Below are 23,669 nucleotides of genomic sequence, written 5' to 3' on the forward strand. Positions count from 1 at the left end.
ATTAATGGAAAGTTAGATGTTCCATCTTTAGTCACAATGATCTGTATTATGCCTATCTAAGTGCTAAAAACATAAAAATCGGACTCAAGGGCCCGATCTTTATTAAATAAGTGTTAACTAAAACACTAATCTGCCTCATCAATCCAGCATAGGATTATGGCTTCTAATATTTTTTCATTTGAATGATTTGGTTCATCATCAAATTCTTCCAGCTCAGTCACCCACTGATGCAGGTCGGTAAAGCGCACTGTTTGAGGCTCTACATCTGGAAATTTTTCAACTAATTCAATAGCAATATCGCGACTGTCAATCCACTTCATATTTACTTCCCTGTCATTCTAATTAATGCTCTTCAGACACTTGGTTGAGTGTATAGCGAGGTATTTCAACAACCAGATCTTCCTCTGCCACCACGGCTTGGCATCCTAAGCGAGACTCAGGCTCTAAACCCCATGCTTTATCTAGCATGTCATCTTCAAGCTCTTCGCTTTCCTCAAGGGAGTCAAACCCCTCACGTACAATCACATGACAAGTAGTACATGCACAGGATTTCTCACAGGCGTGCTCAATTCCAATACCATTTTTCAACGCCACGTCTAAGACAGTTTCGCCGCTGTTAGCTTCTAAAACTGCCCCTTCAGGGCAAAGATCATCATGGGGTAAAACTACAATCTTTGGCATAATGACTTATCTCTATATGTCGTCTACTGACTGGCCAGATAGCGCCTGGCGAATCGATTTATCCATACGACGGGAAGCAAATTCTTGGCTCGCTTTATCCGTCAGCTTAATTCCATTTTCAATCTCATCGGCACTATTACCATTACGCAATACGATAAGTTCTTCAATCACTTGTAGTAATTGTGTGCGCTCTTGCTCTGTGAGCAATTCGTCACCATCTGCTTGTAATGCGGCAATAAGCCCTTCGATTACTCTATCGGCTTCAACACGTTGCTCAGCCAAAGCTCGAGCTTGCATGTCTTCTTTGGCGAATGTCATGGAGTCTTTGAGCATATCGGCCACTTCATTGTCGCTCAAACCGTAAGAAGGTTTTACTTGTATTTCTGACTGAATGCCCGTGCTTTTCTCCATGGCGGTGACCGAGAGCAACCCATCGGCATCCACTTGATAGGTCACACGAATATGCGCCGCTCCTGCCGCCATTGGTGGGATACCTTTTAAGGCAAATTTAGCCAGTGATCGGCAATCCTCCACCATTTCACGTTCCCCTTGTACGGTATGCACTGTCATTGCAGTCTGACCGTCTTTAAAGGTTGTGAACTCTTGCGCTTTAGCGACAGGAATGGTGGTGTTGCGGGGAATGATCTTCTCAACCAAACCGCCCATGGTTTCAATACCTAAAGAGAGTGGGATGACATCAAGGAGCAGCATATCTGAGTCAGGTTTATTGCCCGCGAGAATGTCCGCCTGAATAGCGGCACCTATGGCGACCACTTCATCAGGATTAATGCTAATTAATGGCTGTCTTTCGAAAAATTCACCGACCATAGAACGCACTAACGGAGTACGGGTAGAGCCACCAACCATGACGACTTCCAGCACTTCTTCTTTGCTCACTGAAGCATCTTTTAATGCGCGGCGACAAGACATTAATGTCTTTTTCACTAGCGAACGAATAAGATCATCAAATAAATCACGGGTCACAACGCCCTGCCAACCTAAGACAGATACTTTTGTTTGCTCACTATCAGATAAAGCAATTTTTGTTTTAGCTGCTGCGTTTAATAAAATGCGCGTTTGTTCTGCCGTTAAACTGTCTAAACCCATTTGTTGTTGCAAGTACTCAGCCAGTAGGTGATCGAAATCATCCCCCCCCAGTGCCGAGTCCCCGCCAGTTGAGAGCACTTCAAATACGCCTTTTGATAATCTCAAGATAGAGATATCAAATGTACCACCACCTAAATCATAAACGGCAATCACACCTTCCTGAGCTGAATCTAAACCGTAGGCAATTGCCGCCGCTGTAGGTTCATTCAATAAACGAAGTACATTGAGACCGGCTAATGTAGCCGCATCTTTAGTACCGGCACGCTGCGCATCATCAAAATATGCTGGAACGGTTATGACCACGCCAGTTAGTTCGCCACCTAACGTGGTTTCCGCTCGCTGTCCTAGGGAGCGTAAGATGTCCGCTGAGACTTGAATTGGGTTTTTATTGCCATTACTGGTTTGTAATACAGGTAAGCCATTATCACTGGCCACTAACGAGTAAGGGAGATTAGGGTAACGCTGTTGAATGTCAGTAACCGAACGCCCTAATAGGCGTTTTACTGAAATAATGGTATTGATAGGATCACTTTCAGCTGCGTCCAGCGCTGAATAGCCCACGCAAAAACTATCCGTTTTATAGTGAACGGCTGAAGGTAATATGGCGCGACCCTCAGGATCTAATAATGGGCTAGCTTGACCACTGCGCACAGCGGCGACCAATGAATTTGTGGTACCTAAGTCAATACCTGCCGCAAGCTTATGTTGGTGAGGGGCCGAGCTTTCGCCTGGCTCTGCTATTTGAAGTAATGGCATGACATTCCTATAGTGGCGACTAATTGAGTAGTCGTTCTTCTAATCGTTCTATTTCTACTAATAGTTTAGCGATAAACTTGAGTTTTCTAACACTGTCTGCAGCGTCACTCCAGCTTTGGGCATTGAGTTGCTGCTCGACTAATTGTAATTGCTGATGATGCATTTTGGATACAGACGATTCAAAATCAAACAATAATTCATCTGCATTATCACTCTCGCCAATTTGCTCAAGCTCTTCTCGCAGTTCCATTTGTTGCATCAAAAAAATAGGATCTTGCAACGTTTGCTGTTCTGCGCGAATGTCATGCTGATTTTCTGCCAACATGTACTCGGCACGAGAGATAGGATTTTTTAGCGTTTGATAAGCGTCATTAATCGTAGCGGCTTTGTGCACTGCCATTAACTGGTCTCGCTCAGATGCTGTCGCAAATTTATCAGGGTGAAAACGACGCTGTAATTCTCTGAATTGAGAAGAAAGAAGGCTACCGTCCACTGTAAATTGTGTTGGTAGCCCGAATAGTTCGAAGTGGTTCATAATGAGACTCTAGATGTCTAAAGATTTGAGTTAAGCCTAACCCAAATCTTAATTCACTAATTAAACGTTGAAGCTCTCGCCACAACCACACTCGCTCTTAGCGTTCGGGTTGTTGAACTCAAACCCTTCGTTAAGACCTTCTTTAACGTAATCTAGTTCTGTACCATCAAGGTATACAAGGCTCTTGGCATCGATGATTACTTTCACGCCTTGCAGCTCGAAAATACTGTCTTCATCGTTCACTTCATCTACGAATTCAAGCACATACGCCATACCTGAACAGCCGGTTGTTTTCACACCCAAACGTAAGCCGATGCCTTTACCACGACTGTCTAGGAATGCTCTAACGCGGTCTGCCGCGGTTTGTGTCATTGAGATGGCCATACTACAACCTTTATTACCAATGAGGGGACAAGCCCCTCTAACTAATTATTACTCTTGATGTTTTTTCTTGTAATCTGATACTGCCGCTTTAATCGCGTCTTCCGCAAGAATAGAGCAATGCACCTTAACTGGTGGCAGTTCTAGTTCTTCTGCAATTTCAGAGTTTTTGATTGCGGCTGCTTCATCCACCGTTTTGCCTTTTACCCACTCTGTGACGAGGGAGCTAGAAGCAATGGCGCTACCACAACCGTAGGTTTTAAATTTTGCATCTTCAATGATGCCCTCTGGGGTCACCTTGATTTGCAGTTTCATTACGTCACCACACGCTGGTGCACCTACCATTCCGCTACCTACATTGGCATCGTCTTTATCAAAAGATCCAACATTGCGTGGGTTTTCGTAGTGGTCAATTACTTTTTCGCTGTAAGCCATAATATAGTCCTCTTACTCTCTACTTCCGTGGAACTAGTGATGTGCCCACTCAACGGTGTCCAGATCAATACCTTCCTTGTACATGTCCCAAAGTGGCGACATGTCGCGTAATTTCGTTACCGCTGTGCGAACTTGCTCAGCCGCATAATCAATATCTTCCTCTGTGGTATAACGACCAAAAGAGAAGCGTACTGAACTGTGTGCAAGCTCATCATTTAAGCCTAATGCACGAAGTACGTACGATGGCTCAAGGCTCGCAGATGTACATGCAGAACCTGAAGAAACCGCAAGGTCTTTTAAAGACATTAATAATGATTCACCTTCAACAAATGCAAAGCTCACATTCAAGTTGTGAGGAACGCGTTGCTCAAAGTCACCATTGACAGTTACCGCTTCCAAATCTTTAATCGCATCCATTAAACGGTTACGTAGATTTAAAGCGTGTTGATAATCTTTTTCCATATCCAGTTTTGCAATACGGAATGCTTCGCCCATACCAACAATTTGGTGAGTAGGTAACGTACCGGAGCGGAAACCACGTTCGTGACCGCCACCGTGCATTTGTGCTTCAAGACGAATACGCGGTTTACGACGCACGTAAAGTGCACCAATACCTTTAGGGCCGTAGATCTTATGTGCTGAAAGAGAAATAAGGTCTACTTTCATTTCTTGAACATCAATCGGCAATTTGCCTGCTGACTGCGCTGCATCTACATGGAAGATGATTTTACGTTCACGACACATTTCGCCAATTGAAGTGATATCTTGAATCACGCCAATTTCGTTATTCACATGCATAATAGAAACTAAAATCGTGTCTTCACGTATCGCTTGTTGCAGTTTATTTAAGTCGATAATGCCGTTAGCTTCTGGCTCAAGGTAAGTCACCTCAAAACCTTCGCGTTCTAGTTGACGACATGGGTCAAGAACCGCTTTGTGTTCTGTCTTACAAGTAATAACGTGCTTGCCTTTCTTTGAGTAGAAATGAGCAGCACCTTTAATTGCTAGGTTATCGGACTCTGTTGCACCGGAAGTAAAGACGATTTCACGAGGATCGGCATTCAATAAATCCGCAATGTTTCCACGAGCATTGTCCACTGCTTCTTCAGCTTGCCAACCAAAGCGATGTGAACGCGAAGCTGGATTACCAAAGGTGCCATCCATAGTCATATACTGGACCATTTTCTCGGCAACACGTTCATCTACAGGGCTAGTTGCTGAGTAGTCTAAATAAATTGGCAGTTTCATTATTTACTCCAAGTAAAACTGTTTGCTCTATGAGCGGACATTGATACCGATGGCTTCAGCTATCGATTTAGAGCTAAACCCATGACTGGAAGCAAGCTCCATATCTTGGCGTCCGGAAATCTCTAAAACTTCATTGTCCATCATCAACTCACCTAAGGTGATGTTGTTTAAAAAATCACTGATTCGAGAACTTAAGTCTCGCCATAACGTATGGGTAAGACAGCGTGCGCCACCTTGACAGTTGGCTTTGCCATTGCATCGAGTGGCCTCAACAGATTCGTCAACTGCCGAGATAATGGTGCCAATGGCAATCAATTGTGCATCTTTACCTAGGTTATAACCGCCACCAGGGCCTCGAACACTAGCAACCAAGCCTGCTTTACGCAGCTTTGAAAATAATTGCTCTAAATAAGAAAGCGAAATCCCCTGGCGTTCTGAAATTTCAGCCAGAGGTACTGGGCCAGACTGAGAATGCAATGCTACATCAAGCATGGCGGTTACGGCATATCTTCCTTTCGATGTAAGCTTCATATCACACTCTTTCCAATTGCTTTGTTAGGCAAAAGTTTCCCATACCCGACAAAAACGGTCAAGTATTTATTTGACCAATTTACTCAAGTATTTAACCGCAATGGTTATGTGGCTATTTTTTATGCGTATTTTGTCTTTGTATTGCCGTTAATACGCCACGTAAAATATTGATTTCTTGTACTTCTGGACGAGCGCGACTAAAGAGTCTTCGCAGCTTATTCATAACCTGATTAGGCTTGTCCTTCTCAATAAACTGGGTATCAACTAGCACATTTTCAAGGTGTTGATAAAACATTTCTAGCTCATTATGTCTTGAGTATTCAACGGGCTCACCTTGTGGGTACTGTGCTTTATCACTTTCAAGAAAGGCCATTCTTATTTCATAACAGAGGGTTTGCACCGCCATCGCAAGGTTTAGTGAGCTGTATTCAGGGTTAGCAGGTATGGCAACGTGATATTGGCAAAGCTGTAACTCGTCATTGGTCAAACCGGTTCTTTCGCGACCAAACACTAAAGCAACCGGTGCACTACTCCCCTCTTGAACAAACTTAACCCCACACTCTCGTGGTTCTAACATTGGCCAGTTTAATGTGCGTGAACGTGCACTCGAGCCAACCACTAACGCACAATCAGCCACGGCCTCTTGCATGTTGGAAAATACTTGAGCATTACTCACCACATCATCCGCACCTGCGGCCAAGGCCATAGTTTGATCGTCAATCTCACATTGGGGATCAACCAAGACGAGTTGCTTGAGTCCCATAACCTTCATCGCTCTTGCCGCAGAGCCAATATTTCCAGGGTGAGAGGTTCCCACCAATACCACTTTGACGTTCTCTAACATCAAACCTACCTCAATTTATTACAATCGACGCATAGTATCACAGACCCTTATGGGAATAAAAAAACGCTCGTGCAAAAAATAACCACTTCCCTTTTCCATCGAACTTGCTTATACTCGCCCCGCTTTCGTTCTTTAACATCCGTTGGGTAAATTATGCATCCTATGCTAAATATCGCTATTCGCGCTGCGCGAAAAGCAGGCAATCATATTGCGAAATCTCTAGAAACTACTGACAAAATTGAAACTACGTTAAAAGGCACAAATGATTTTGTGACTAACATAGATCAAGAAGCAGAATATTTGATTATCGATACCATTAAATCTTCATACCCTGACCACAGCATCATTGCTGAAGAGTCTGGTTTAACAGTAGGTAAAGATGACGCAGTTCAATGGATCATTGACCCACTGGATGGCACCACTAACTTCGTTAAAGGTATCCCTCACTTTTCTGTTTCTATTGCTGTTCGCATCAATGGCCGTACTGAAGTGGCGTGTGTATACGACCCTATGCTTAACGAACTGTTCACCGCACAACGTGGTTCTGGCGCTCAGCTAAACAACTCTCGTATTCGTGTTAAGCAACTTAAAGATCTTCAAGGTACTATTCTTGCTACTGGTTTCCCTTACAAGCAAAAACAACACTCTGAATCTTACTTCAATATCATGAGCTCTCTATTTACCGAAGTGGCTGACTTCCGTCGCACAGGTTCTGCAGCTCTTGATCTTTGCTACCTTGCAGCTAACCGCGTTGACGGTTACTTCGAGCTAGGCCTAAAACCTTGGGATATGGCAGCAGGCGAGCTTATCGCTCGTGAAGCAGGCGCCATCCTAACTGACTTTGCTGGTGGCACTGACTACCTTAAGTCTGGTAATGTTGTTGGTTCAAGCGCACGTGGTGTTAAGAATATTCTTCGTCACATTCGTGAACACGCTAATGAAGGCATGCTTAAATAAGCCACCTTTATCAAAATATACAAAAACGGCCATCATTTGATGGCCATTTTTTTTGTAGCGCTCATACCAAATCGTAACAAGTAACCGCTCGGTCTAGCTGGTTTTGACACCAGCTATTTCAACTAGGCTATTGCAACTCAGTGGCTGCAATTGGTATGCAATAATTAGCAATTTTCGCGTACAGTATCAGCAATACGATTCGCCAGTGTCAATACTAGCTCACCATCTTCCCCTTCAACCATCACACGAATCAGTGGCTCTGTGCCTGATTTACGTAGCAATACGCGGCCTTTATCCCCTAGCTCTTGCTCTGCTTGAGCCACAGACTCTTTCACTATATCCAGTTGCATTGGATCCGTTGCGCCGCTAAAGCGAACATTGATCAGCTCTTGTGGGTATAGGGTCATGCCTTGAGAAAGGTCATACAGATTCATGCCACTATCCACAATAGACGCCAACACTTGTAACGCGGCAACAATGGCATCACCGGTTGTGACTTTATCTAATAGGATCACGTGACCTGAGTTTTCTGCACCAATGCTCCAGCCTTTTTCTTTCAGCTGTTCCATTACATAGCGATCACCGACTGCCGCGCGAGAAAATGGAATACCCAACTGCTTAAGGCCGTTTTCCATTCCTAGGTTGGTCATTAAGGTCCCTACCACGCCACCTTTTAGTTCGCCACGACGTAACGCATCACGGGCAATAATGTAGGCAATTTGGTCACCATCTACTTTGTTACCTAGGTGATCAACCATAATAATACGGTCACCGTCGCCATCAAATGCTAGGCCTAAATCTGCTTTTTCTTCAACGACTTTAGCCTGTAGTGCGCGTACATCGGTAGCGCCGACTTGTTCATTGATGTTTAAGCCGTTTGGCTCACAACCAATTAATACTAACTCTGCACCGAGCTCTTTAAATACATTAGGCGCAATGTGATACGTTGCGCCATGGGCACAATCAATGACAATTTTTAATGTGGATAAATTAGCAGAGTGTGGAAATGTGCTTTTACAAAATTCGATATAACGGCCAGCAGCGTCATTCATGCGTGAGGCTTTACCGAGTAATGCCGACTCAACACATTCAATCTCTTTATCCAGTTCAGCTTCAATCGCAAGTTCAACTTCATCCGCCAGTTTTGAACCTTCAGAGGAGAAGAACTTAATTCCGTTATCGTAATATGGGTTATGAGAAGCCGAAATCACAATGCCCGCTTCTGCGCGGAATGTTTGCGTTAAGTAAGCGACAGCAGGCGTTGGCATTGGTCCCGTAAATGAAGCTTTCAAACCGGCTGCAGCCAGTCCTGCTTCAAGTGCAGACTCCAACATATAGCCAGAAATACGAGTGTCTTTACCTATGATAACTTTTTTGGTGCCTTGTTTAGCTAGCACGCGACCTGCAGCCCAACCTAACTTTAATGCAAAATCAGGAGTGATCGGGTACTGACCCACTTTTCCTCGAATACCGTCGGTACCAAAATAGCGTCTTTTAGACATGTTAAATTCCTAGTTCTTATTTTAATGAGTTCATAAAGCTCACGACTCGCACGGCATCTACCGTTTCATCTACATCATGTGCTCTAATAATTTGTGCGCCTTTTTGCGCGGCAATTACCGCACATGCGACACTTGCGGATACACAATCCGCAGGGGCTTTATTGAGTAGCTTAAATACCATCGACTTTCTAGACATCCCTGCCAAGATAGGCATATCAAAGCGATGAAACTGTTCTAGGTGTTGTAATAAATGGTAGTTATGTTCAAGTGTTTTACCAAATCCAAAGCCAGGATCAAGTATTAATTTGTCCCGCGCAATTCCGACTTTTGCGCAAGCGTCAATACGCTCTTCTAAAAACGATGCCACATCAGACAAGAGATCATGGTACTGAGGATGAGCTTGCATGGTTCTAGGCTGCCCTTGCATGTGCATCAAACAAATGGGCACCCCAGATACCGCGGCGACCTGCAAAGCCTCAGGTTCACGAAGCGCTCGTACATCATTAATGATATCCGCTCCTGCTGCCGTGGCTTGACGCATCACCTCAGCTTTACTGGTATCTATAGAGATCCATACATCCGATTCTGCGCGCAGAGCTTTAATCACTGGGATTACCCGCTCAAGCTCCTGTGCCAACGTCACTTTTGGAGCTCCCGGACGCGTAGACTCCCCACCAATATCAATGATACTTGCTCCTGCTGCGATCATTAATCGAGCTTGAACTAAGGCATCTTCAATACGGTTAAATTTCCCACCATCGGAGAAAGAGTCAGGAGTAACGTTAAGGATGCCCATAACTTGAGGCGTAGTCAGATCGAGCTGTTTGGTTCCGTGATGTAAAATCATAGCGTTAACGAGTTTTAGATTATTCAAAGGGGTTTGCTAGGGGCAAATATAGAAAAACCCCGAGAGCTCTCGGGGTTTATTATCATATGAGTTATTCTGAATCTTTATCAGTTGATTCTGATGTAGATTGTTCTGTCTTTTCAGGTTCCGCTTTCGCTTCAGGCTTACTTGGAGCAGGTTTAGATTCCTCAGCAGATCGGGTTGGTTGTTCTCCCCAGCCGGCAGGTTCTCTAATATCAGATTTACGCTCCATGAGGTCATCAATTTGACCAGCATCGATTGTTTCGTACTTCATCAATGCATCTTTCATTGAGTGCATGATATCCATGTTCTCTTCAAGAATTTGACGAGCACGAGCGTAGTTGCGGTCAATGATTTGACGAATTTCATCATCAATCAGTTTTGCAGTGTCATCTGACATATGTTTGGTCTGAGTCACGCTACGACCTAAGAAGACTTCGCCCTCTTCTTCAGCATAAAGAAGCGGTCCAAGTTTTTCAGAGAAGCCCCACTGAGTCACCATCTTACGAGCAATATCAGTAGCACGTTCGATATCGTTCGAAGCACCCGTAGACACTCTCTCTTTACCGTAGATAAGTTCTTCAGCAAGACGGCCACCGTAGAGGCTTGAAATCATTGATTCAAGGTGACGACGGTTCATGCTTACGCGATCTTGTTCTGGCAAGTACATGGTCACACCTAGCGCACGGCCACGTGGGATAATAGACACTTTATACACAGGATCGTGCTCTGGAACTAAGCGACCTATAATGGCGTGACCGGCTTCGTGATAAGCCGTTGACTCTTTGATGTCATCGGTCATTACCATTGAGCGACGTTCCGCACCCATCATGATTTTGTCTTTTGCTTGCTCAAATTCAACCATTGATACGTTGCGCTTGTTACCGCGAGCGGCAAATAGAGCGGCTTCGTTAACTAGGTTAGCAAGGTCAGCACCAGAGAACCCCGGTGTACCACGAGCAATTAATGATGGTTCCACATCGTTTGCTAAAGGCACTTTACGCATGTGCACTTTAAGAATTTGCTCACGACCACGAACATCAGGAAGACCAACAACGACTTGGCGGTCAAAACGACCTGGACGCAATAATGCAGGGTCCAATACGTCAGGACGGTTGGTTGCGGCAATAACGATAATACCTTCATTACCTTCAAAGCCATCCATCTCAACCAGCATTTGGTTCAATGTTTGTTCACGCTCATCGTGACCACCACCTACACCTGCGCCACGTTGACGACCTACAGCATCGATTTCATCAATGAAGATGATACAAGGAGCGGCTTTCTTAGCTTGTTCGAACATGTCACGCACACGAGATGCACCCACACCCACAAACATTTCAACAAAGTCAGAACCAGAAATAGTAAAGAACGGTACTTTTGCTTCACCGGCAATCGCCTTAGCAAGCAAAGTTTTACCTGTACCAGGAGGACCGACTAGCAGAACACCTGTTGGGATCTTACCACCCAACTTTTGGAATCGGCTTGGGTCACGCAAGTAATCCACTAGCTCTTTTACATCTTCTTTTGCTTCATCACAGCCAGCAACGTCAGAGAAAAGTGTTTTGATCTGTTCTTCACTCATCATACGAGCTTTAGATTTACCGAAAGACATAGCGCCTTTGCCGCCGCCGCCTTGCATTTGACGCATGAAGAAAATCCACACACCAATCAGTAGAATCATAGGGAACCATGAAATAAAGATAGTCCCTAGAAGACTTTGCTCTTCTGGTGGGGTACCACTTACTTTCACGTTTTTATTGATCAAATCATCAAGAAGCTTAGTGTCATACACTGGCATATAAGTCACATTACGTGAGTTATCGTTGCGGTAGAAGACAATTTCTTTGTCATTGATTTTTGCTTCACGAATTTGACCTTGGCCAACTTCCTGTACAAAAGTGGTATAGTCCACTGATTTTCCGTTACTGTCTCCAGGGCCAAAGCTCTGGAAAACGGACATTAGCACTACAGCTATCACTAGCCACAGAATTAGATTTTTTGCCATGTCACTCAAGGTGTAAGCCTCTCGATAACTAATTGTAATTAAAAGTAGATTACTACAGTTTTTATGCTGTAGCCAGAATGTAACAGCTTTCTCGTGCTTGAAGTTCGATTAGCCTTTGTAACCAGTTGCTACAATGAACACTTCACGAGAGCGAGCTCTAGAAGAATCAGGTTTACGGACTTTCACTGTTTTGAACATTTCGCGTACATCTTTAACGTACTGATCAAAACCTTCCCCCTGAAACACTTTAACAACAAAACTACCATTGGTAGCTAGAACTTGTCGACACATATCAAGTGCTAATTCAACTAAATACATCGCTCTTGGTTGGTCTACGGAGTTATTGCCAGCAATATTAGGAGCCATATCAGACATAACCACATCCACCATACTTGGCTGAATGCGTTCAAGCAATGCTTCTAGCACGCTATCTTCCCTAAAATCCCCCTGTAAGAAGCTTACACCAGCAATGGGGTCCATAGGCAACAAATCACACGCAATTATTTGTCCATTGTCACCAACTATTTTCGCAGCGTACTGAGACCAACCACCAGGGGCTGCCCCCAAATCCACGACCGTCATCCCTGCTGTGAACAGTTTATCCTTGGTATGAATTTCTTCCATTTTGAAATAAGCCCGTGAACGATAGCCTTTTTTACGAGCTTCATTTGCGTACTTATCATCAAAATGCTCTTTTAACCATCGACCCGAACTGGCCGAATGCTTTTGTTTGCTCATGCAATTTCCAACGTGTTTGGAGTAGGCAATTAGCCTAATATCCCCGTTTCATGGATAAAGTATAGTCTTGAGACCTATATGACGTTAAAATAGGATTTTTCAACCCTTACATAAAAGAAATTGGCCGCGATATGAACTTAAGCACCAAACAAAAGCAGCATCTAAAAGGCCTAGCGCACCCGCTAAAACCGGTTGTGCTAATGGGCGCAAATGGACTTACTGAGGCTGTTCTAGCGGAGATTGAAATTGCACTGGATCATCACGAGTTGATCAAGGTTAAAGTTGCATCTGAAGATCGTGACACAAAAAACCTTATCATTGATGCTATCATCCGTGAAACCGGCGCAGAAAAAGTACAGACTATTGGTAAAACACTGGTCATGTACCGCCAATCAGAGCAACGTAAAATCGAACTCCCTCGTAAATAAAGTGACTTCGATTTATCGTACTAAAAAAGGCTGCTAATGCAGCCTTTTTGCTATCGCTAAGCCAATTAAACTATAGATATTCTACTTGATCAATTTCGTAGTCTTTTACGCCACCAGGAGTGGTGATAGTGACTTCGTCACCTTCAAGTTTACCGATCAAACCACGCGCAATGGGTGAGCTTACAGAGATGCGACCTAGTTTAATTTCCGCCTCATCTTCACCAACGATTTGATACTTAAACTCTTCTTCTGTATCCACATCAATAAGTGTCACTGTTGTGCCAAAAATGACCTTGCCGCTATTTTCCATTTTAGTGACATCAATCACCTGAGCAACAGATAACTTGTATTCAATATCACGAATTTGCGCTTCACAAATACCTTGCTCTTCACGCGCCGCATGGTACTCAGCATTTTCTTTAAGGTCGCCTAATTCGCGAGCTTCGGCAATCGCTTTAGAAATAAGAGGACGTAGTTTTAGCAATCTTTCTAGTTCTGTTTTTAATTGCTGCTCACCACGAACAGTCATTGGTACTTTTTCCATAATAAACCTCTTTGTCCTGTAAATTTAGGACAATAAAAGCCTATCAAGTAACAAACTTAATAGGTAATTAACTGACAATAATGCCCTAATTGTACCGAAAAACTCGTTCACTTTCACCTTAAATTGATGGCTCTACCCCTCACTTACCTATGAGCACTACTGATAAAAAACCCACTTCTTTGACAAAATAAATCTAAATTTTCATCAAGGCTGTGACAGATAAGACCAGAAGTACAACCACTGTAACTTACTGTTTTAAGGCATTTAGCACCCCGTAGACAACAATTAACCTAAAAAAGTTCCATTCATTTATATAATTTTACTTCCATTAGTTGCATGTTTTAGATTAAATCTTCACCGAAACTCAGCCCTTTTATAGGTGAAACGCCTTACATTACAACAACTTAACCAAGATCTTGACCAAGGCTTTGTTTAGGATGTAGGGTATGTCTCATCAATTTTTATTGGACAAATACAATCAAGGATTTGGAAATGAATAAGAAAATTATTGCTCTAGCAGTAGCAGCAGCTGCATGTGCCACTCAAGCATCAGCCGTTGAATTATACAACCAAGATGGATCTACTTTCTCTATCGGTGGTCACGTTGCGATAAGTGCTAAAGGTAACTCTGATGTTGGTGGTACTGATCTTATCTCTAACTCACCACGTATTAACTTCAATGCTACACAAGACCTAGGTAATGGTTTTACAGCTGATGCTAAAGGTGAATGGTCACTTAACTACCTTGACGGTGGCGAAAATTCATTCACTACTCGTCTTGGTTACATTGGTGTATCTCACGACGTATACGGTCGTGCTGTAGCGGGTACGCAGTGGGCTCCGTACTACGATGTTGCTGGTGTTACTGATATGCCTATCGCATTTGCCAATGACTTCCTATACGACAACCATGGCGCGCTAGGTACTGGCCGTGCAGAAAACATGGTTTCTTACCGTAACGATTTCCAACTAAATGACAACCTATCTATCTTTGGTGGCCTAGGTCTACAAGACGGTGCAACTGCTGGCTTCGACAACCGTGGCCAAGTAGCTATCGGTGTAAACTTCGCTGACTTCATGGTTGGTTATGCATACACTGCAGGTGATCGTACCGACGGTCTAACTAGCAAAGAAGATGCTACTTCTCACGCACTTTCAGCTAAATACGGTTCATACGGTGACGGAGTTTACGTTGCAGGCGTTTACACTATCAACGAATACATGAACGGAACAACTAACTACAATACTAATGCTAGCACTGCTGATGTATTAGATGACTCTAACGGCATGGAGTTTATCGTTGCATACGCCTTCGCTAACAGCCTAAACCTATCTATTAACTACGAAACTCTTCAAAGCAATGACAAGAAAGTTGTAGATGGTACTGTATACAGCCAAATGGCATTCCAAGCCGAGTATAACATTACTCCTACATTCGTTGGCTTTGCTGGTTACCAACTAGACCTTGGTTCTGACCTAAACAAAGAAGAAAACGACATGTGGAACCTTGGTGTTCGTTACTACCTATAATGGTAGAAAAACTATAATAGCCTGACTACACAACTTGCTATTAAAACACCTGCCTATTGGCAGGTGTTTTTGTTTATACTGTAATTTAAATAGCTTCAGCTTTGTTAGGAATGCCATGCGCGCTTTTATTCTACTACTGACCTGTGTCACTTTTATCGCCTCAGCGTCAATTATCACGCCGTATGAAATCTTACCGCAAGGACATTTATCCAGCGTCATTGTGACACATGACTCCGAGGTAAAAGTATCCACTAATGCACAACAACTTTTTCCACCCGCCAGCACCCTAAAGTTAATCACCGCCTTAGCTGCCAAGCTTCACTGGAAAAATGGCCATCAATTTTCGACGCAACTGTTTAAGCAAGGCTCAGATTACAGCCTTCGCTTTTCAGGCGATCCTAGCCTCAAACGAAGTGATCTTGAGGTATTGTTAAGTGAGTTAAAAGGGCACACTATCGCAGGTAATTTGTATCTCGACGGTTCTCTCTTTACCGGTTACGACCGTGGTGTAGGTTGGCCATGGGATGTCCTTGGTGTGTGTTACGCAGCGCCTGCTTCAGCATTAACTTTAGATGGCAATTGCGTACAAGCCTCGATTAGCACATTAAAAGACGGCACCACTTCAGTCTTCGTGCCTAAGCATCAACCTATTATCGTAAAAAACCAAGTTAAGACTGTTTCTAAAGAAGAAAAAGAGCGCAGTTACTGTAACTTAGATCTTGTGACATCACCGAACAACAGTTATACGTTAAGCGGTTGTTTAACCTATCGAAATACCCCTTTGCCCCTTAAATTTGCCGTGCAGTCTCCTAGCCTTTACCTTAAAAAAAACGTTGCTGATATTCTTAAACGACAAGGGACTAAGGTGCAAGGGAAGATAATGCTCGGTCAAACGGATCAGCAGGCGGTATTGCTCGCACAACATCACTCAGCCCCTTTAAACCAGCTGCTTGAATTTATGCTTCACAAATCTGACAACCTCTATGCAGATAACATTACTAAACAACTTGGGGCGGACTTATATGGCAAGAAAGGAAGCTTTAAAAGTGGCACATCTGCGATAACAGAGATCTTACTCAAACAAACGGGGATCGATTTATCCAATGGGATTTTAGAAGACGGTTCAGGCTTGTCCAGAAACAACCGTATCTCGCCACATACCATGATGGACGTTCTGCAATATATAAAGGATCATGATAAACAGTTGCACCTGATCAGCTTACTTGCGACATCCGGTGTAGACGGTACATTAAAGCATCGACCCAGCATGCGTATTTCACCGATTAAAGGGCAAATCAAAGCAAAAAGTGGCTCACTATTTGGTAGCCATAATATGGTTGGTTACGTCTATGACAAGCAAGGCAATATCCAATATACCTTTGTGCAATATGTCACTAACTATCATCCAAAATCGACCAAGAAAGGCGCTGAACCGGCCATCACTCGTTTTGAGAAAGCGTTTTACCAGTCAATGATTGAACCGAAAATAACGCCATAGTGAGTGCTTGCACAGTAGGGGCATTTCCTGCCCCTACTCAAGCGATGACATCATGCAATATCGAGAAAGTAATTCACTACGTTGAAGTAAATCCACATTCCAGAAATATCCACGATCGAAGCCAGTACAGGACTAACAAGTACCGCAGGATCCAGCTTAAAGGCCCGTGCAATAATCGGTAGTACGCCACCGAGCGTGGTGGAGATGGAGATCTGAATAAACAAAGCAACCGCAATCGCTAACGCGATCATATTTAGGTCGTAACCTGCGGTGGAAACCCCCTCACTAAATAATAGAATGCGTCCCACCATCACCAGCGCAATAACCAAACCTATGCACAGCGCTACGCGACTTTCTTTCCATAGCACAGACAACCACTGTCGCTTCTTTAACTCTCCTGTGGCTAACGCTCGAATGACCAGTGTCGCCGATTGAGTACCCGTGTTGCCTCCGGCAGCGGCAATGACCGGCATATAGATAGCCAATAGCACTAATTGACTCAAGGTATCTTCATAACTGGCTATAATCAGGCCAGATACAATGCCCATTAATGCTAAACCAATAATCCAGCCTATACGTTGCTGTACATGGGCTAGCACTCCTGTAGAAAGGTAGCCTTTATGGGGCTCAGCTTCTGAGCGGATAAATCCTAATTGATGTGCGAAATGACGCGCTCTTACATCCTCACCAATGACTTCTAGTTCGGCAATAATATGCTGAACAAAAGCCACAGAGCATTGATTTAAGATCGCTACCGCCTCTTCTATAGGCATCACTTTAAGCAGTCTCACCTGCTGTTTTTCTTCATACTCCCAAAATGCGCTTGTGGCTGCGCAAATTTCCTCACGAGAAAAGGTATTAATATCGTGAGCTAACGTTGTGTTCATTACCGTCATGGCGAATCTCCCGATTAGCTGTGTCAACATCAGCTAGGTAAAAGCTAATATAAATGGGGTAACGACCATCGAAATAGCACCCAGCTTTCGCTGCAATAGCAAAACTAAAGGCGGTATTAGCGACTAGAATATAAGGAGAAAAATGTATAGGGAATGGGGGCTTTATTTGCATTCTCTACCGCGAAGGCAGAGACGAACAACGAATACATACCGACAGCGAGCTATTTTTCTCCCTTTATACTAGGAGGATGGTCGGTAGTGTTCATAGTGTTCTCCAAAGGTTACTGGGATGCCCCAGCGGCGCGTAATATAACAAAAATCAGACTTGCTTCACAAGTTCACAAAATGAAAAAAGGCGCCTAAAAGGCGCCTATTAATTAAAACTTACAACTTAAGCTACTTGAAGGTTAGACGAGCAAACTTACGCTTACCCACTTGGAAAACAAACGTGCCTGCTTGAGGAACAAACTTGCTGTCTGTGATTTTCTCACCATCAATTTTAGCCGCGCCTTGTTTAACCATACGCATGGCTTCTGAAGAAGATGCGCATAAGCCCGCTTCTTTCATTAAGTTGCTTACCGGACGACCGACCTCGAATTCAAACTCAGGCATCTCATCAGGAATAGCCCCTTTTTGGAAGCGATTAATAAACTCTTGCTCTGCCGCTTCTGCATCTGCTGGCGAATGGAAACGTGCGATGATTTCTTTGGCTAACAAAATCTTAATATCGCGAGGGTTTGTGCCATTTTCTACGTCAGCTTTAAATTGTTCAATTTCTGCCAAAGGACGGAAAGAGAGCAATTCATAGTAGCTCCACATTAATACATCGGAGATGGACATGATTTTACCAAACATTTCTGTTGGTACATCACTCACACCAATGTAGTTATGAGATGACTTAGACATTTTCTTCTCGCCATCAAGACCGACAAGAAGAGGCATCATTAATACACTTTGAGGCTTTTGTCCGTGTGCTTTTTGCAATTCACGTCCCATCAGCAAGTTAAACTTCTGATCGGTACCGCCTAGCTCAACGTCTGTTTCCATCGCTACAGAGTCATAACCTTGTAGTAATGGGTACATGAACTCATGAATAGCAATAGGTTGGCCGCCTGCATAGCGCTTTTTAAAATCATCGCGCTCTAACATGCGAGCCACAGTTTGGTTTGATGCCAAACGTAGCATCCCTTCTGCGCCTAAGTCACCTAACCACTTAGAGTTAAAGGCAATCTTGGTTTTCGCAGGATCTAAAATTTTAAACACTTGCTCTTTATACGTTTCCGCATTACGCAATACGTCTTCACGAGTCAAAGGTGGACGCGTAGTGTTTTTACCTGTTGGATCACCAACCATACCGGTGAAATCACCAATAAGGAAAGTCACATCATGACCAAGGTCTTGGAAAGTACGCAGTTTATTAAGAATCACTGTGTGACCAAGATGAATATCTGGTGCTGTTGGATCCGCGCCCAATTTAATACGTAGAGGACGACCTTCTTTTAACTTGGCGATTAACTCTGCTTCTGGAATCAACTCTTCAACGCCACGTTTGATTTCAGCTAAGGCAGCTTCGAAACTTGCCATACTAGTTTGCTCCCACAAAATCAGCAAAAAATATATCCCGACAGTGTACTTGAATAGCGAATAGTTTTGAAAGCAGTTAAACTAATCTAACACCAATTTTTTCACTGATTACTTAACGAATCGGGATATGCTGACCATTTTTCATCATTTACCTCTTTTGCACCGAGCGTTAATCTGCTGTTTTAGTGCCATTATCATCATTGCTGTGTTTTTACTCCCTGATCCTCGTAGCCTTCGCACTAAAGAAAGTCTCTATGAGGTGGGGCGTATTTACCCTATTGCCATGAACCCCGACAGCCTCTCTTCGCCTAAGAGGGAGCAACACAATGCAATAATGCGCTGGGAAACTCATAAAGTACGCTCAGGAGAAAGTGCCTCAGTCCTATTTAGTCGCCTTGGGTTGTCTCCGCGACTGTTACATACCATGGTCACAAGCGATGAGGCCATTAACAAACAACTGTCTCGCCTACGTCCTAATGATGAGTTGGTATTTGGTTATGATGATCAAAACAACCTCATCCAACTACAGCGTCAAATTAGCGCTTATGAAACCTTTAAAGCGGTCAAGGATGGGGACAAATTTAAAGCGGTTACCCATAAAAAAGAAGTGAATGTGCAGCTGAACTATGCCGAAGCGAGTATTAGTTCAAGCTTTTGGAATGCTGCCATTGATGCTCAACTCACCCCCAATCAAATTATGAGTGTGGCTGGAATTTTTGGTTGGGACATCGATTTTGCTTTGGATATTCGTCCCAATGATAGTTTTAAATTGCTTTTTGAAGAAAAGATAGTCGAAGGGGAATTCGTCGGATATGGCCGTATTTTGGCCGCACAATTCACCAACCAAGGGGATTCATTTACCGCTATTTTAGATGACGAAAGTGGCAACTATTACGATGAGAAAGGCCGAGCTATGAAAAAAGCCTTTCTTCGCTCTCCTGTGGATTTTCGTCGCGTCACCTCTAACTTTAACCCTAACCGACGCCACCCTGTGACAGGTAAAATCCGCGCTCATCGAGGTACAGATTACGCAGCCCCTGTTGGAACCCCAATTTACGCTGCCGGTGATGGCGTGGTGCTTAAATCTGGTTACAACCAATTTAATGGCAATTATGTCTTCATTAAGCACAGCAATATTTATATTACCAAGTATTTACACCTGCAAAAACGTCGCGTTAAAGGCGGGCAACGGGTTAAACAAGGGCAAACCATTGGCACTCTTGGGGGAACAGGTCGTGTCACTGGGCCACACCTGCATTACGAATTTTTAGTCAATGGCGTACATAAAAATGCACGCACCGTTAAACTACCAGAAGCTAAATCACTCAGCGGCAATAAGAAAAAAACCTTTATGACACTGGCAAGCCAACGCTTAGATGAGCTAAAACGCTATCAACACTTACTTACGGCCTCTATCAACTAATTAGGCTCAGTGATTTTCTCACTGAGCCTGATAAGATCTTGGCTTCTTTTCCCATAACTTAGCTTTGAGACGACTTATCTTTATTTAGCACAGCATCATTGCGGCTAAACATCAACAGACACGGGGTCAATACCAAGGTTAATACCGTGGCAAAAGCTAACCCTCCGGCAATAGCGGTGGCTAACTGTGTCCACCATTGAGTGCTTGGGGCGCCAATTTCTACTTTTTGGTGAATGAGATCGATATTAGTTTGTAACACCATTGGCATGAGTCCCAATATCGTTGTCACTGTGGTTAACATCACCGGACGCAGACGCTGAACACCGGTGCGTAAAATGGCCTGTTCTTTTGAGAAACCTCGGCGACGCAATTGATTAAACGTATCTATCAATACAATATTGTTGTTCACCACAATGCCTGCCAAAGCGATCACGCCAATACCGGACATCACAATACCAAAAGGGCGTTGGAATAATAATAAGCCAGCAAACACCCCGACCGTGGAAAACAGCACCGCACTTAGAATTAATAAAGCCTGGTAAAAGCTATTAAACTGAGTAATTAAAATCAATGCCATTACCGCTAACGCAGCCAAAAATGCGGACTGTAAAAAAGTGGATGAGTTTTGCTGCTCTTCGTTTTGTCCTTTTATGCGAAGTTCAATACTGTCAGGTAAGCCTAACTCTTGCAGTGCCTGCTGAATATGCGGTAACTCTATTGCTAAATTGTAACCCTCGCTCATGTCAGCCACCACATTAACAATGCGTCGACCATCTAAGCGGTTAATTGTATCTTGCTTTGGTTCGGCCTGTACTTTGGCAAAATTGGTTATAGGGACTAAGCCTGCTCGGGTTTTCACTCTTAACTCATCAAAACGGCCGATATCGCGTTTATCTTCTGGGTAACGCACCAAGATATCCACTTCATCATCAGTATCGTCAGGTAAGTAATCCCCCACTCTTAACCCGTTTGTTATGAACTGTACCGTGTTACCCACCAAAGACGCATCGGCACCAAACCGAGCGGCATCGGCACGGTTAACATCGATAGTCCAATCAATGCCCTCCTTACTAGAAGTATCACTAACGTTGGTTAATGCGGGGTTACCATCCGCCCATAAACGAATCCGTTTGGCGGCAGCATCAATGTCACTCACCTCTTTAGAGGTCACTTCAATAACCAGATCATTTTCCACCGGAGGGCCTGCATCTGGGAATTTGTATTCCACTTCGACACCCGCAATTAAATCACTTTTTTGCCTAAGATCTTCGATGATCTCTTTAACTGAGCGACGGTTCTGCCACTCCACAGGGGTCACTTGTATTGTGCCTATTTCATCTTGGCCACCGGTTCGAGTATAAACACTCTCTAATTCAGGGTTACCTATAATTTCCTTTTCTAGTTCGCGCATTATGCTGTCTTTTTCGGTAATCGACAGATCCCCATAAGAGCGCGCCTTAACATTAAAATACGGGGGATCCACTTCAGGGAAAAACTCTGCACCTAACCCTGCTTTGTTATAGGCGACGCCGACCCCCATCGCCAGTAACACTGCACTTAACAACACTTTAAGCGGATGTTGAATTGCAATGGCAAGAGTGTGGTAGTAGAGCTTAGTGATTCCTGTTGCTTTTGAAAAATCCCCCTCATGCAGTTGCTGCATTCTTGTTTGGGTGATGGCATTCATATACTGAGGTTTACCGATTAAACTGCCCAGAACCGGAACAAATACGAGAGCCATCAACAAAGAGGCGCTCAGTGTCGCAATTAAAGTTAATGGCAAATACTTCATAAATTCGCCAGTGGTATCTGGCCAAAACAGCAAAGGGGCAAAAGCGGCTAAAGTGGTGGCGGTTGAAGCCGTAATAGGCCAAGCCATACGCTTTGCTGCATCTCGATACGCCTTGTTTCGTGGGACGCCTTCTTGCATTTTTCGATCAGCAAACTCTGTCACCACTATCGCCCCATCCACTAACATGCCAACGGCCATAATCAAGGAAAATAACACCACGATATTGACCGTAAGACCGAATATAGATAGAACGAGTAAACCTGTTAGGAAAGAACCTGGGATGGATATTCCCACCAGCAAAGCAGTGCGTACACCCAATATGGCAATGATCACTATCACAACTAAAATAATGGCCGATAGCACATTATTCTGTAGATCCGTCAACATTTGATCGACATTTTTAGAATCATCATAAGTGTATTTGACCAGCAAATTATTTGGCCAGTCTGGCATTTTTTGCGCCTCAGCCAATACCGCTTTTACTATATCCACAGACTCGATAATATTTTCTCCAGCGCGCTTTTTTACATCTAATACCACCGCGCTTTCACCGTCTAAACGGGCAAAACTCTCGGGATCTCTAAAGGTTCGTCTTACGGAAGCCACGTCACCAAAAGTGATCACCTGCTTGCCATCCACCTTGACAGGTAATTCTAATACGTCTTTCAACGAGGAGAATACCGAAGGCACTTTTACAGAAAAACGCCCATACCCCGTATCAACAAAACCGGCGGCCACAACTCGGTTACTGGCGGCAATCAGATTATAGATATCCCCTTGATCTAAGCCGTAACTTTCCATCAGCAAAGGATCAACGACCACTTCCACGATATCTTCTCTGTCACCCGCAATATCCACTTCCAGTATCTGCTTAAAGCTCTCCAACTTATCTTGAATTTTACGGCCTATTTGCACTATGGTTCTTTGTGGAACGGTGCCGTACAAAGCCACCGATAATATCGGTTGTTCACTGGCTAAGGTGACTTCATTTACTGTAGGGTCATCACTCCCATCTGGAAGCTTGGATTTCACCAGATCCACCGCTTCGCGAACATCGGTCATCGCTTTATCTAAGTTACTGCCCGCCACAAACTCAAGGGTGACAGAGCCATGCCCTTCAGAGGCGGTTGAGGTCATTTTTTTCACCCCTTCAATAGAACGTAACTCTTGCTCTATTGGGCGAACTAACATGCGCTCTGCATCTAAAGGGGAGATCCCTTGATGCCCTACAGAAACGTAGATAATAGGAATAGTGATATCTGGGCTGGATTCTTTGGGTATGGTGATGTAGGTGTAAATCCCCGCGACAATGACCATAAACAGTAAAGTGAGTACAGTTCTCGAACGCGATAAAGCGGCTTCTATTATAGAATGCATAACCTA

At 43.8% G+C, this 23,669-nt stretch carries 22 protein-coding genes; 5 read left to right on the plus strand and 17 right to left on the minus strand.

The features are described from left to right. Nucleotides 1-125: 125 nt before the first annotated feature. The 9 genes from iscX to trmJ all read right to left on the minus strand — a co-directional run bounded on the left by iscX (nt 126) and on the right by trmJ (nt 6,518). Complete coding sequence (iscX, locus tag OCU56_RS10040) at nt 126-320, minus strand: Fe-S cluster assembly protein IscX (protein WP_261873095.1); 195 nt, start codon at nt 318-320, stop codon at nt 126-128. A gap of 22 nt (nt 321-342) precedes the next feature. Beyond that, a complete protein-coding gene (gene fdx / locus OCU56_RS10045; protein ID WP_261873096.1) occupies nt 343-681 on the minus strand; it encodes an ISC system 2Fe-2S type ferredoxin in 339 nt (112 codons plus the stop codon). A gap of 12 nt (nt 682-693) precedes the next feature. Then, on the minus strand, nt 694-2,544 hold the full coding sequence (gene hscA / locus OCU56_RS10050; protein ID WP_261873097.1) for a Fe-S protein assembly chaperone HscA: 1,851 nt from the start codon (nt 2,542-2,544) through the stop codon (nt 694-696). A 19-nt stretch (nt 2,545-2,563) separates the two neighbouring features. Beyond that, on the minus strand, nt 2,564-3,079 hold the full coding sequence (gene hscB / locus OCU56_RS10055) for a co-chaperone HscB (RefSeq protein ID WP_261873098.1): 516 nt from the start codon (nt 3,077-3,079) through the stop codon (nt 2,564-2,566). A gap of 60 nt (nt 3,080-3,139) precedes the next feature. After that, nucleotides 3,140-3,463: an iron-sulfur cluster assembly protein IscA gene (gene iscA / locus OCU56_RS10060; protein ID WP_261873099.1), complete on the minus strand. Its 324-nt coding sequence runs from the start codon at nt 3,461-3,463 to the stop codon at nt 3,140-3,142. Between the two features lie 48 nt (nt 3,464-3,511). Next, entirely contained in the window at nt 3,512-3,895 is a 384-nt protein-coding gene (gene iscU / locus OCU56_RS10065; RefSeq protein ID WP_261873100.1) for a Fe-S cluster assembly scaffold IscU, read from the minus strand. Nucleotides 3,896-3,928: 33 nt separating this feature from the next. Then, a complete protein-coding gene (locus OCU56_RS10070) occupies nt 3,929-5,143 on the minus strand; it encodes an IscS subfamily cysteine desulfurase (protein ID WP_261873101.1) in 1,215 nt (404 codons plus the stop codon). A 27-nt stretch (nt 5,144-5,170) separates the two neighbouring features. Then, on the minus strand, nt 5,171-5,674 hold the full coding sequence (gene iscR / locus OCU56_RS10075) for a Fe-S cluster assembly transcriptional regulator IscR (RefSeq protein WP_261873102.1): 504 nt from the start codon (nt 5,672-5,674) through the stop codon (nt 5,171-5,173). Nucleotides 5,675-5,786: 112 nt separating this feature from the next. Continuing rightward, nucleotides 5,787-6,518: a tRNA (cytosine(32)/uridine(32)-2'-O)-methyltransferase TrmJ gene (gene trmJ / locus OCU56_RS10080; protein ID WP_261873103.1), complete on the minus strand. Its 732-nt coding sequence runs from the start codon at nt 6,516-6,518 to the stop codon at nt 5,787-5,789. 153 nt (nt 6,519-6,671) lie between these two features. On the opposite strand from trmJ, the gene suhB reads away from it, so the two are divergent. Further along, nucleotides 6,672-7,475 (plus strand): inositol-1-monophosphatase, encoded by an 804-nt coding sequence (gene suhB, locus OCU56_RS10085; RefSeq protein ID WP_261873104.1) that lies wholly within the window; start codon nt 6,672-6,674, stop codon nt 7,473-7,475. A 164-nt stretch (nt 7,476-7,639) separates the two neighbouring features. Here the strand turns inward: suhB and glmM are convergent, their stop codons facing one another. From glmM to rlmE, 4 genes are all read right to left on the minus strand, one after another. Then, nucleotides 7,640-8,977, minus strand: a complete 1,338-nt coding sequence (glmM, locus tag OCU56_RS10090) for a phosphoglucosamine mutase (RefSeq protein WP_261873105.1) — start codon at nt 8,975-8,977, stop codon at nt 7,640-7,642. Between the two features lie 16 nt (nt 8,978-8,993). Beyond that, nucleotides 8,994-9,824, minus strand: coding sequence for a dihydropteroate synthase (gene folP / locus OCU56_RS10095; protein ID WP_261874808.1), 831 nt, complete (start codon nt 9,822-9,824; stop codon nt 8,994-8,996). Nucleotides 9,825-9,915: 91 nt separating this feature from the next. Continuing rightward, complete coding sequence (ftsH, locus tag OCU56_RS10100) at nt 9,916-11,853, minus strand: ATP-dependent zinc metalloprotease FtsH (protein ID WP_261873106.1); 1,938 nt, start codon at nt 11,851-11,853, stop codon at nt 9,916-9,918. Between the two features lie 108 nt (nt 11,854-11,961). After that, nucleotides 11,962-12,591, minus strand: a complete 630-nt coding sequence (gene rlmE, locus OCU56_RS10105; RefSeq protein ID WP_261873107.1) for a 23S rRNA (uridine(2552)-2'-O)-methyltransferase RlmE — start codon at nt 12,589-12,591, stop codon at nt 11,962-11,964. 131 nt (nt 12,592-12,722) lie between these two features. Here rlmE and yhbY point away from each other — a divergent pair, with 131 nt between their 5' ends. Further along, the gene (gene yhbY / locus OCU56_RS10110) at nt 12,723-13,019 is read left to right on the plus strand and encodes a ribosome assembly RNA-binding protein YhbY (protein ID WP_261873108.1); all 297 of its coding nucleotides are present in this window, start codon (nt 12,723-12,725) and stop codon (nt 13,017-13,019) included. Nucleotides 13,020-13,089: 70 nt separating this feature from the next. On the opposite strand, the gene greA is transcribed toward yhbY, so the two are convergent. Then, the gene (gene greA, locus OCU56_RS10115; RefSeq protein ID WP_261873109.1) at nt 13,090-13,563 is read right to left on the minus strand and encodes a transcription elongation factor GreA; all 474 of its coding nucleotides are present in this window, start codon (nt 13,561-13,563) and stop codon (nt 13,090-13,092) included. A 492-nt stretch (nt 13,564-14,055) separates the two neighbouring features. On the opposite strand from greA, the gene OCU56_RS10120 reads away from it, so the two are divergent. Both OCU56_RS10120 and dacB read left to right on the plus strand, forming a co-directional pair. After that, a complete protein-coding gene (locus OCU56_RS10120) occupies nt 14,056-15,093 on the plus strand; it encodes a porin (RefSeq protein ID WP_261873110.1) in 1,038 nt (345 codons plus the stop codon). A gap of 115 nt (nt 15,094-15,208) precedes the next feature. After that, nucleotides 15,209-16,591 carry a serine-type D-Ala-D-Ala carboxypeptidase gene (gene dacB / locus OCU56_RS10125; protein ID WP_261873111.1) on the plus strand — a complete coding sequence of 461 codons (1,383 nt, stop codon included), beginning with the start codon at nt 15,209-15,211 and terminating at the stop codon, nt 16,589-16,591. Nucleotides 16,592-16,641: 50 nt separating this feature from the next. On the opposite strand, the gene OCU56_RS10130 is transcribed toward dacB, so the two are convergent. Both OCU56_RS10130 and tyrS read right to left on the minus strand, forming a co-directional pair. Next, nucleotides 16,642-17,487, minus strand: coding sequence for a magnesium transporter (locus OCU56_RS10130; protein ID WP_261873112.1), 846 nt, complete (start codon nt 17,485-17,487; stop codon nt 16,642-16,644). A gap of 396 nt (nt 17,488-17,883) precedes the next feature. Next, nucleotides 17,884-19,071 (minus strand): tyrosine--tRNA ligase, encoded by a 1,188-nt coding sequence (gene tyrS / locus OCU56_RS10135; RefSeq protein ID WP_261873113.1) that lies wholly within the window; start codon nt 19,069-19,071, stop codon nt 17,884-17,886. A 127-nt stretch (nt 19,072-19,198) separates the two neighbouring features. Here tyrS and OCU56_RS10140 point away from each other — a divergent pair, with 127 nt between their 5' ends. Beyond that, on the plus strand, nt 19,199-20,494 hold the full coding sequence (locus OCU56_RS10140; protein WP_261873114.1) for a peptidoglycan DD-metalloendopeptidase family protein: 1,296 nt from the start codon (nt 19,199-19,201) through the stop codon (nt 20,492-20,494). A 58-nt stretch (nt 20,495-20,552) separates the two neighbouring features. Here the strand turns inward: OCU56_RS10140 and OCU56_RS10145 are convergent, their stop codons facing one another. Further along, on the minus strand, nt 20,553-23,663 hold the full coding sequence (locus OCU56_RS10145) for an efflux RND transporter permease subunit (RefSeq protein ID WP_261873115.1): 3,111 nt from the start codon (nt 23,661-23,663) through the stop codon (nt 20,553-20,555). Between the last annotated feature and the right edge of the window lie 6 nt (nt 23,664-23,669).

This window comes from Vibrio rarus (assembly GCF_024347075.1).
GTDB classification, from domain to species: domain Bacteria; phylum Pseudomonadota; class Gammaproteobacteria; order Enterobacterales; family Vibrionaceae; genus Vibrio; species Vibrio rarus.

Excerpts from the sequence above, each read along its gene's own strand:
- dacB (WP_261873111.1), top strand. The coding sequence starts at position 15,209 with ATGCGCGCTTTTATTCTACTACTGACCTGTGTCACTTTTATCGCCTCA.
- hscB (WP_261873098.1), bottom strand. The coding sequence starts at position 3,079 with ATGAACCACTTCGAACTATTCGGGCTACCAACACAATTTACAGTGGAC.
- folP (WP_261874808.1), bottom strand. The coding sequence starts at position 9,824 with ATGATTTTACATCACGGAACCAAACAGCTCGATCTGACTACGCCTCAA.
- rlmE (WP_261873107.1), bottom strand. The coding sequence starts at position 12,591 with ATGAGCAAACAAAAGCATTCGGCCAGTTCGGGTCGATGGTTAAAAGAG.
- trmJ (WP_261873103.1), bottom strand. The coding sequence starts at position 6,518 with ATGTTAGAGAACGTCAAAGTGGTATTGGTGGGAACCTCTCACCCTGGA.
- OCU56_RS10130 (WP_261873112.1), bottom strand. The coding sequence starts at position 17,487 with ATGACGGTAATGAACACAACGTTAGCTCACGATATTAATACCTTTTCT.
- glmM (WP_261873105.1), bottom strand. The coding sequence starts at position 8,977 with ATGTCTAAAAGACGCTATTTTGGTACCGACGGTATTCGAGGAAAAGTG.
- tyrS (WP_261873113.1), bottom strand. The coding sequence starts at position 19,071 with ATGGCAAGTTTCGAAGCTGCCTTAGCTGAAATCAAACGTGGCGTTGAA.
- ftsH (WP_261873106.1), bottom strand. The coding sequence starts at position 11,853 with ATGGCAAAAAATCTAATTCTGTGGCTAGTGATAGCTGTAGTGCTAATG.
- suhB (WP_261873104.1), top strand. The coding sequence starts at position 6,672 with ATGCATCCTATGCTAAATATCGCTATTCGCGCTGCGCGAAAAGCAGGC.
- iscX (WP_261873095.1), bottom strand. The coding sequence starts at position 320 with ATGAAGTGGATTGACAGTCGCGATATTGCTATTGAATTAGTTGAAAAA.
- fdx (WP_261873096.1), bottom strand. The coding sequence starts at position 681 with ATGCCAAAGATTGTAGTTTTACCCCATGATGATCTTTGCCCTGAAGGG.
- OCU56_RS10145 (WP_261873115.1), bottom strand. The coding sequence starts at position 23,663 with ATGCATTCTATAATAGAAGCCGCTTTATCGCGTTCGAGAACTGTACTC.
- greA (WP_261873109.1), bottom strand. The coding sequence starts at position 13,563 with ATGGAAAAAGTACCAATGACTGTTCGTGGTGAGCAGCAATTAAAAACA.
- OCU56_RS10140 (WP_261873114.1), top strand. The coding sequence starts at position 19,199 with ATGCTGACCATTTTTCATCATTTACCTCTTTTGCACCGAGCGTTAATC.
- iscA (WP_261873099.1), bottom strand. The coding sequence starts at position 3,463 with ATGGCCATCTCAATGACACAAACCGCGGCAGACCGCGTTAGAGCATTC.
- hscA (WP_261873097.1), bottom strand. The coding sequence starts at position 2,544 with ATGCCATTACTTCAAATAGCAGAGCCAGGCGAAAGCTCGGCCCCTCAC.
- OCU56_RS10120 (WP_261873110.1), top strand. The coding sequence starts at position 14,056 with ATGAATAAGAAAATTATTGCTCTAGCAGTAGCAGCAGCTGCATGTGCC.
- OCU56_RS10070 (WP_261873101.1), bottom strand. The coding sequence starts at position 5,143 with ATGAAACTGCCAATTTATTTAGACTACTCAGCAACTAGCCCTGTAGAT.
- iscU (WP_261873100.1), bottom strand. The coding sequence starts at position 3,895 with ATGGCTTACAGCGAAAAAGTAATTGACCACTACGAAAACCCACGCAAT.
- yhbY (WP_261873108.1), top strand. The coding sequence starts at position 12,723 with ATGAACTTAAGCACCAAACAAAAGCAGCATCTAAAAGGCCTAGCGCAC.
- iscR (WP_261873102.1), bottom strand. The coding sequence starts at position 5,674 with ATGAAGCTTACATCGAAAGGAAGATATGCCGTAACCGCCATGCTTGAT.